The 9,961-nt window shown below is 61.2% G+C and carries 4 protein-coding genes; all 4 read left to right on the top strand.

What is annotated here, in order from left to right; genetic code table 11:
- The first annotated feature begins 223 nt into the window (after window positions 1-223).
- The gene (addB, locus tag PEL01S_RS10595; RefSeq protein WP_127460267.1) at window positions 224-3,904 is read left to right on the top strand and encodes a helicase-exonuclease AddAB subunit AddB; all 3,681 of its coding nucleotides are present in this window, start codon (window positions 224-226) and stop codon (window positions 3,902-3,904) included.
- On the top strand, window positions 3,901-7,896 hold the full coding sequence (addA, locus tag PEL01S_RS10600; protein WP_127460268.1) for a helicase-exonuclease AddAB subunit AddA: 3,996 nt from the start codon (window positions 3,901-3,903) through the stop codon (window positions 7,894-7,896). Before addB ends, addA begins: the two co-directional genes overlap by 4 nt.
- Before the next feature lie 175 nt (window positions 7,897-8,071).
- Entirely contained in the window at window positions 8,072-9,250 is a 1,179-nt protein-coding gene (locus tag PEL01S_RS10605) for an exonuclease SbcCD subunit D (RefSeq protein ID WP_063184796.1), read from the top strand.
- 38 nt (window positions 9,251-9,288) lie between these two features.
- Window positions 9,289-9,961, top strand: a 673-nt coding sequence (locus PEL01S_RS10610; RefSeq protein WP_164824268.1) for an AAA family ATPase, incomplete at its 3' end; no start/stop codon positions are given.

The following is a 9,961-nucleotide window of genomic DNA, read 5'->3' on the forward strand; positions in this document are numbered from 1 at the left end:
AAAATCCGGGAAAAGCGTGCTGTCCTGCAGCGCAGTTCTTTTCCCGGTTTTTTCCTATTCTGTCGAGCCGATGCCTTCGTCAAAGGATAAGCCCGGGCGGAACGGGTGTTCCGGTGTATTCGATTGTGCTATACTATACCAAAACCTGTCTTTTCCGCAATGTCCGACATTTTGGTAGAATAGTAGAGTTACGTGAATTGAAGCGAAATTTGGAGGAGCGACTATGGCTTTTCAATTTGTGCTCGGCCGTGCGGGCAGCGGCAAAACGACGTTTTGCCTGAACGCGATCAAACAAAAGCTGCTGGAGCAGCCGGACGGTGCGCCGCTGATCTGGCTCGTGCCGGAGCAGGCCAGCTTTCAGACGGAATATGCGCTGGTGTCCTCCCCTGAGCTCGGAGGCACGCTGCGCGCTCAAGTGCTCAGCTTCCGGCGGCTTGCTTGGCGCGTCATGCAGGAGGTGGGCGGCACCTCGCGCCTGCCGATCGATGAAACAGGCAAAAAACTGCTGCTTCACCGCATTTTACATAAACAAAAAGAACGTCTGCGCCGTTTTCAAGCGTCAGCGGGACAAACGGGCTTTCTGGATAAATTGAACGAGTTGTTTTCCGAGCTGAAACGGTACTGTATCAGCCCCGATCAGCTTGAGCAGTTTTATTCGTCGCGCTTTGCTACTGAAGGCAATGCTTCCGGCACGTTTCCGGACAAGCTGCACGATTTGCAGCTTTTGTACGGCGAATTCGAGACGGAATTGTCCAAGTTGTACCTGGACGGGGAAGATTATTTGACGCTGCTGGCCCGTCAGGTCGGCGAATCGGCGTATTTGCAGGGCGCAGGAATATGGGTCGACGGATTTCACGGGTTCACGCCTCAGGAGCTTGCCGTCCTGGAGCAGCTTGCCCTGCACGCCGGCCGGGTCACGATGACGCTTTGCTTGAACCGTCCGTACGCGGGCGGGGAGCAGCCGCACGAGCTGGATTTGTTCCATCCGACCGCCCGGACGATGAAGACGCTCCGGGAGCGCTTGGATGCCTTGGAGGTGGAAACCGAAGCCTCGATCGTTCTGCCGTCGTCGCCTCCGGCAAGGTTCCGGGAGGCGCCGTCGATCGGCTTTTTGGAGGCGCAATGGGAGGAGCGGGTGAAAAAGCCGTTCCGACCCGAGCCGGGGGACAACCGGCCGCCGGCCGTGCGCATATCGGCGGCGGCCAGCCGAAGGGCGGAGGTGGAGGCGCTGGCCCGGGACGTCGTCAAGCTCGTCCGCGACGGAGGGCTTAGATGGCGCGACATCGCCGTGTCGGTCCGCAACATGGAATCGTATGGCGAGCTGATCTCGGGCACGTTTGCTGACTACGGCATCCCGCACTTTTTGGATCATAAGCGGCCGGTTGTGCATCACCCGCTCGTCGAATTGATTCGCTCTGCGCTCGAAACGGTCAACCATTATTGGAAATACGAAGCGGTTTTCCGCGCGGTCAAAACCGGATTTTTCCTGCCGTTCGGGGAGGAAAGAGAGCGGGAGGACGGTTTGATCATCGACCGGCATGCGATGGACCAGCTCGAAAACTATGTGCTGGCGTTCGGCATTCAAGGATACAAATGGATGAATGACTGGACGTATTCGTACCGGACCACGCTCGAACAGGATGAGACGCAGGCGAGCGAGGCGGACGAGGCGTTTTTGCGCAAGCTCAACGCCTGCCGCAGGCTGGTGGCGGAACCGCTCGGGGCGCTGCAGGAGCGCATGCGCAAGAAAGCGACGGTGCTTCAGCGGGTGGAGGCGCTGTACGGCCTGCTGGAGCAGCTGCGGGTGCCGGAGCGGCTGGAGGCTTGGAGCCAGGCGTCCCTCGCGCACGGACAAGCGGAGAAAGCACGGGAGCACGCCCAAGTGTGGGAGTGCGTCGTCGATATGTTCGATCAGCTCGCCGAGCTGATGGGAGACGAGACGATGACTTCGGAGACGTTCGCGGAGCTGGTGGACACGGGGTTTGAAAGCATCAAGCTCGGCCATGTTCCGCCCACCCTCGATCAGGTGCTGGTCGGCAGCATGGACCGGACCCGTTCCGGCCAAATCAAGCACATGTTCGTGCTTGGCGTAAGCGAAGGGGTCATGCCCGCCAAAATGCCCGAAAGCGGCGTATTGTCAGAAGCGGAGCGCGAGCAGTTGGCCGGAAGCGGGCTGCAGACCGCCGAAGGGAGCCGGAGGCGACTGCTAGATGAGTCGTTCTTGATCTACTGCGCGTTTTGCGCGCCTTCGCACGGATTATGGCTCAGTTATCCGCTGGCTGACGAGGAAGGAAGGTCGCTTCTGCCCTCGGACGTGATCCGGCAGGTGAAGCGGATGTTTCCGTCGCTGCAGGAGCGGCTGTTGTTGAACGATCCGACGCCGGACAGCCACGCCGGCGAACAAATGGAATATGTCGCCCGCCCAGACAAAGCCTTGTCCTTACTGATGGTGCAGCTGAAGCATTGGATGAACGGGGCTCCGATGAACGCCGTCTGGTGGTCGGTATACAATTGGTTCGCCCGCCAGCCAGAACACGCCCTGAAGCTGTCGCGGATGGTGCAGGCGCTGCTCTATTCGAACCGGGCAAAGGAATTGAGCGCCGAGACGAGCCGCGAGCTGTACGGAGAAAGCATCCAGACGAGCGTATCCCGGATGGAACGCTTCGTCGCATGTCCGTTTTCCCAGTTCGTTTCGCACGGACTGCGGCTGAAGGAACGCCGTATTTTTCGCTTGGAAGCGCCCGATATCGGGCAGCTGTTTCACGCCGCATTGACCAAGTTTGCGGAGCAGGCGGAGCGCGAAGGGTTCGACTGGGGCGGCTTGTCGGCCGCGGAATGCGAGCAGCGGGCGGCGCTTGTCGTCGACGCGCTTGCGCCGAAGCTGCAGGGGGAAATTTTGCTCAGCTCCAAACGGTATTCCTATATTGCGCGCAAGCTCAAGCAGGTGATCGGACGGGCGGCGCTGATGCTGGGCGAGCATGCCCGGCGGGGGCAGTTCCGGCCGATCGGGCTTGAGGTCGGCTTCGGGAGCGGACAGCCTATCCCGCCGCTGCTTTACGATCTGGACAACGGCGTGCATATGGAGCTTCGGGGAAGGATCGACCGGATCGACCGGGCGGATACCGAGCGGGGAACGCTGCTACGGGTGATCGACTACAAGTCGAGCGCCAAGGCGCTGAATATGACCGAAGTGTATTACGGGTTATCGCTGCAAATGCTCACGTATTTGGATGTCATTTTGACGCATGCCCCGATCTGGCTCGGCCGCGAAGCGCAGCCGGCGGGCGTTTTGTACTTTCATGTACATAATCCGGTGTTGAACGCAAGAAACGGGCTTTCCGTCCAAGAGATCGACAGCGAATTGAAAAAGCGATTCAAGATGAGAGGGCTGCTTCGCGCCGATGCAGATACGGTCCGGCTGATGGACGGAGGGCTGGCGGAAGCCGGCGGGCATTCCGATCTGCTGCCGGTGGCGCTCAAGACGGACGGCAGCTTCTATAAAACGTCGTCGGTCGCCTCCGAAGAACAGTGGAACACCGTTCGGCGATATGTCAAGCGGACGATCCGCGAGATCGGGACGTCGCTGACGGACGGCACTATCGAGATTGCGCCTTACCGGATGGGCCAAGCGACAGCCTGCACGATGTGCGCGTACCGTTCCGTATGTCAGTTCGACACGCAGCTCGACGGTAATGCGTACAAGCAGCTTACGCCGATCGGCAAAGACCGGATATGGGAAATGATGGAGCAAAAGGCCGCTCCCGCTCCCCGCTCCGCCGGAGCGGCTTACCGACCGCGCACCGCTGCGAAACGGCCGACTGCGGAAGAGAGACGGGTAGCGGAGCCGGAGGAAGAGAACGTCCCGGGCGAGCCGGATAACGAGAATGGAGGGAACGAACAATGACGGAAATGATGCCGAAGCCGGAGAACAGCACCTGGACGGACGAACAATGGCAGGCCATCGCCGTCCGCAGCCGTTCCACGCTCGTCGCTGCCGCTGCGGGCTCCGGGAAAACGGCCGTGCTGGTCGAGCGGATTATCCGCCGCATTTCGGACGAGCGCGAGCCGCTCGATGTAGACCGGCTGCTGGTCGCGACGTTCACCAAGGCGGCGGCCGCCGAAATGCGCCACCGGATCAGCGAGGCGCTGGAGAAGGCGCTGGCGGACAATCCGGGCTCGGATCACCTGCGCAAGCAGCTTGCGCTGATGCCGCAAGCGTCGATTACGACGCTGCACTCCTTTTGTATGGAGGTCATTCAACGGCATTACCAGCGGATCGGACTCGATCCGAACTTCAGAATCGCCAATGAAACGGAAAGTGCGCTAATGCGGCAGGATTTGCTGGAGGAGCTGCTGGAGGAGCGGTACGGCGAAGCCGGTGAAGGCGATTTGTTCTGGCGGCTGGCGGATTCGTTCAGCGGGGATAAAAACGACGACGCGCTGTTCTCGCTGGTGCAGCGGCTGTATGACGATTCGCGGAGCCACCCGTGGCCGGAGCATTGGTTGAACGAGTGCGTTCGCATGTTCGAGCGGCCCGTCGCTTCCGGTGATAATCCGTGGCTGGCGAGCTTGCTTGCGTATGTCCGCTTGGAGCTTCAGGCTATGGCGGCGCGGCTTCGGGAAGCCGTGCGGATCGCAGAGCAGCCCGGAGGACCGGCGCCGTATTTGACCAATCTACAAGATGACGTCGCGGTCGTGGGAGAGCTGCTTGAGCTGGCCGTTATAGGCTCGTGGGAACCGCTGTATCATGCGTTTCAAGGCGCCGCTTTCGGCAAGCTGAAGGCTTGCCGGGGAGACGGCTTCGACAAAGCGCTTCAGGAGCAAGTGAAGGACATGCGGGGCGAAGTCAAAGACCGGCTGAACGAGCTGAAGGAAGAACTGTTCGGACGGACACCGGAACAGTACGAGGCAGAGCTGCGGACGATGCGGCCGCTTATGGAGGCGCTCATCGGCCTGGTAATCGATTTCGGCGAGCGGTACCGGACGGCCAAAATGAGCAAACGTCTCGTCGATTTTGCGGACTTGGAGCATTTTTGCCTGAAGATCCTCAGCGCCGATGAGTCGCTACCTGAGCAGCCCGTTCCTTCCGACGCGGCGCTGGAATACCGGGAGCAGTTCGCCGAGGTGCTGCTGGACGAGTATCAGGACACGAACCGCGTGCAGGAAGCAATTGTCCAACTGATCGCCAAGGACGCACCGGGCAACCGGTTTATGGTCGGGGACGTAAAACAAAGCATCTACCGGTTTCGCTTGGCGGAGCCGGGCTTGTTTCAGGAGAAGTACAAAAGCTACCGTACCGATGGCGGCGGGCCGGGGCAGCGCATCGATCTGGCGCGCAACTTTCGCAGCCGGCGTCAAGTGGTGGACGGCACGAATTTTATTTTCCGCCAACTGATGCACGGAGACGTCGGCGAGATCGACTATGACGAGCGGGCGGAGCTCGTTTACGGCGCCGGTTATCCCGAGCCGCCGAACGCAAGCGGCGCATTTGCGGCTGAGCTTGTGCTGATCGACCGGACGCCGCAGGATGCCGGGGCGCCGGGAGAAAACGCGGGAGATTCCCCCGAAGGCTTTGCCGCCGGGACGGATGAGCCCGCGGACGATGCGGCAGCCGAGGTGCGCGAGCTGGAAACGGTGCAGCTCGAAGCGCGGTATATCGCGCGGCAAATTCGCGAGATGATGGGGATGGACGGCGGAAGGCGACGGCAGGTATACGACAAATCCGCCAAAGGCATGCGCGACGCCCAGTTCCGGGACATCGTCGTTTTGCTGCGGGCGACGCAGCAATGGGCGCCCGTCATGATCGAAGAGCTGCGGCAGCAGGGCATTCCGGCTTACGCGGAGCTGAGCACCGGATATTTTACAGCCGTTGAAGTGCAGATGGTATTGTCGCTGCTCAAAGTGATCGACAATCCGTATCAGGATATTCCGCTTGCGGCCGTGCTTCGTTCTCCGATCGTAGGGCTCGACGCCGAGGAGTTGGCGCATATCCGCATAGGCCGGCCGCACGGGGCGTATTTCGACGCGGTGAGGGCCTATGCGCCAAGAGAGGCTGCGGGTTCCGAAGCGGACTGCGAAGTAGCCGGGGCCGCCGAAACGTTCGCGGCACACGTAGTCAAAGAGGCCTGTGAGAGCGACGGGACGGGGGACGAAATTCAGCGGAACCCGGAAACGCGGCGCAAGCTGCGGTTGTTTCTCGATTGGCTCGAGCAGTGGCGGTTGCAGTCGCAGCAAAGCTCGCTGGCGGATTTAATTTGGGACATTTACCGAAAAACCGGCTATTTCGATTTTGTCGGCGCCATGCCCGGCGGTCCGCAGCGGCAGGCCAATTTGCGGGCGCTTTACGACCGGGCGCGGCAATACGAGGAAACATCGTTTCGCGGGCTGTTCCGTTTTTTGCGTTTTGTCGAGCGGATGCAGGACAGCGGAGGCGACCTGGGAACGGCGAGGGCGCTTGGCGAGCAGGAGGACGTCGTCCGCATCATGACGATCCATAAAAGTAAAGGATTGGAATTTCCTGTCGTCTTTGTCGCCGGAATGGCCAAGGCGTTCAACCGGCGGGATTTGACGGACAGCTTTTTGCTGCACAAGGAGCTTGGATTCGGACCAAAGCTGATGGAGACGGACACGCGGGTCAGTTATCCGACCTTGCCGTGGCTGGCGATCCGGCGCAAAATCGAAATGGAAATGCTGGCCGAAGAAATGCGCGTGCTGTATGTAGCGCTGACCCGGGCGCGGGAGAAGTTGATCCTGATCGCTTCGGTCAAAAATTTGCAAAAGCAGCTGGACGCGTGGGGACGGTTTGTCCTCCACGACCGTTTGACGCTGCCGGACGATGCGCTGGCGGGCGCGCGCTGTTATCTGGATTGGATCGGTCCGGCGCTGATCCGGCACCCTGACGCGGAACCGCTTCGGGAAGCGGGCGGTCTGGATTTTCGGCTCTGGTCGTTTATGGATGGCGAGCCCTCCGAATGGCAGGTGCACCTGCTGAGGCCGGAGCTGTTCGCGGGGATATCCCAGGCTGCGGCGGCGGTGAGCTTTGCCGATACCCGCTGGCAGTCGGTGGTCCGGCTGGAGCCGGTCGACGAAACGGAGCGGTGGGAGCACGAAGTATGGCGGCGTTTGTCCTGGAATTACCCACGGGAGGATGCGACGCTGGTGCTGTCCAAAACGTCCGTTACGGAGCTGAAGCGGCATTCGGAGCACCGGAAGCTGCTTGAGCTGCTGTCGGACGAGCCGTCTGCGGCATTGTGGCCGGGAGTCGGGACGGATTCCGGAGAACCTGTAACGGAGGAGAGGTCCCGGCGGGGAGCAGACGGCGCGGCTTTTCGCAAAGTGATTGTCCGGAGACCGCGCTTTATGGAGCGAACCGGGCCGAATGCGGCCGAGCGCGGAACGGTGTTTCACACCGTGATGCAGCATATGCCGATGGACCGGCTCCCTTCAGAATCCGACGTCCGCGAGCTGCTGGCCATTCTGGTGCAGCGAGAGCTGCTGACGGAGGAGCAGTGCGGCCTGATCGAGCCTGCGGTGATCGTAACGTTTTTTGAAAGCGAGTTGGGCCGGCGCCTGCTTCAGGCCAAGCGGGTGCACCGGGAAATGCCGTTCAGCTTCGGGCTGCCTGCACGCGACATCTACGGTCCGGAACGGGGCGGGTTGTCGGACGAGACGGTGATGCTGCAGGGCGTGATCGACTGTCTGATCGACGAAGGCGACGGCCTCGTGCTGGTGGATTTCAAGACGGACCGGTTAAAAGGCGCTTCTCCGCTTCGAGCGGCGGAAAAATACCGGCTGCAGCTCGACTTATACGCCAGAGCCGTCGAGACGATCTGGAAGCGGCCGGTAACCGGAAAATATATCTTTTTATTCGACGGCGCTCATGTGGTGCAGCTGTGAATGGACGCACGGCATGAGCAGGTGTCGATGATGGAAGCGGAGCAAGACATGGCTTGGCTCAAGCCAAGCGCAGAGTGTTGAGAAAGTGGCCTCTCGGACACCTCTATTGCCTCAATTGACCACTTTCTCAGCAGCACTGCCCCATTGCGACGCGACTAGGGAAGGAAGGAAAACTATGCGGATATTGCATACGGCGGATTGGCATTTCGGCCGGACGCTGGAAGGAAGAAGCCGGCTCGCCGAGCAGGAAGCGTTCGTCGACGAGCTGGCCTTTCTCGTGAAGGACCAGCAGATCGATCTGGTGCTGCTGGCGGGAGACGTTTACGATTCGGTGAATCCTCCGGCCGCCGCTGAGCAGTTGTTTTACGATGCACTGGCGCGTCTGTCGGACCAAGGACAGCGGCCGGTGTACGTCATTGCGGGCAACCACGATCACCCCGATCGGCTGGCCGCTGCCGACCCGCTGGCGCACAAGCTTGGCGTCACGCTGGTCGGTCTGCCGGAAGCGCGGGTCCATACGGTGGACATCCGGCGCACGGGCGAAACGGCGGTGCTGTTCGCGCTGCCGTATCCGTCCGAATCGCGGCTGCGCGAGCTGCTGTCGGAGGGGGCCGACGAGACGCTGCTGCGGGCCGTATACTCCGAGCGGGTACGGCATATCGTCGCGGAGCAGGCGAAGCATTACCGCGCGGATACGGTCAATTTGCTCATGAGCCATCTGTATGTGCTCGGCGGCCAGGAAACGGAATCGGAACGGCCGATTCAAGTCGGAGGCGCCTATACGGTCGATACGTCGGCGCTGGAAGCCGGAGCGCAGTACGTTGCCCTCGGCCACTTGCATCGGCCGCAATTTTTGAAGTCGGAGACGACGACGATCCGCTACAGCGGCTCGCCGCTTGCCTACAGCTTCTCGGAGGCCGGGCAGGCCAAATCGGTTACGGTGCTTGATCTGAAGCCGGGCGCGGCTCCCCAATTGGAGGAGATCTTCCTATCCAGCGGGCGTCCGCTCGTGGAATGGAAAGCCAAGGGCGGGCTGGCCGAGGTGCATCGTTGGTTGGACGAAGGCAAGGATGCCAACGCTTGGATCGATTTGGAGGTTCACTTGCAGGAGACGATGTCGATGGAGCAACTGCACCGGCTGCGGCTGGCCCGGGACGGTTTTATTCATATCCGGCCGGTGTACCCGGACCTGGAGACGTCGCTGCAGGAAGCCGTGTCGGCGACGAAGCTGCCGATGGACGAGCTGTTCCGCCGCTTCTACGAGCGGCAGACTGGAGGGGCGCAGCCCGAGCCGGAGCTGATTCGGCTGTTTTTGGAGCTGCTACATACGGAGGAAGACGATCCGGCGGTGTAGCCGGATATTAATAAGGTAGATGTAAAGGGGGCTCGCTCATGCGGCCGATTCATTTGCAAATCGCGGGGCTGCAAAGCTACCGGGAAGCGCAGGACATTGATTTCAGCGCGCTGACGGGTGCGGGCGTCTTCGGCATTTTCGGGCCGACGGGCAGCGGGAAGTCGACGCTGCTCGATGCGATGACGCTGGCCTTGTTCGGGAAGGTGGAGCGGGCGCCGGGCGGCACGCAGGCGATTATGAACCAGGCGGAGCAGACGTTGTCCGTCTCGTTTACCTTCGAGCTGGGGCATGCGCTCGGCGTCAAGCGCTACCGCGTCGACCGCCAGTTCAAGCGGGGCGGCGACGTCTCGGTGCTCGGCAGCCTGTGCCGGCTGATTCAATACCGGGACGACGAGGCGATCGTGCTGGCAGACAAGGCGGGCGAGGTCAATCAGCAGATTCAAGATATTTTGGGCTTGTCGATGGCCGATTTTACCCGGGCGGTCGTGCTGCCGCAAGGGAAGTTCGCGGAGTTTCTGACGCTGACGGGCAAAGACCGGCGCGCGATGCTTCAGCGCTTGTTCCATCTTGAGCCGTACGGCGATCGGCTAAGCGCGAAAACCGCCGCCCGTTTCAAGGAAACGGACGTGGCGATCCGGGCGCTCCAGGCGGAGCAGCAGGGGCTCGGCGACGCCTCGCAAGCGGCGCTGGCGCTGGCCGAGCAGCGGCTCG

The sequence above is a fragment of the Paenibacillus elgii NBRC 100335 genome (assembly GCF_004000865.1).
Taxonomy (GTDB): domain Bacteria; phylum Bacillota; class Bacilli; order Paenibacillales; family NBRC-103111; genus Paenibacillus_G; species Paenibacillus_G elgii.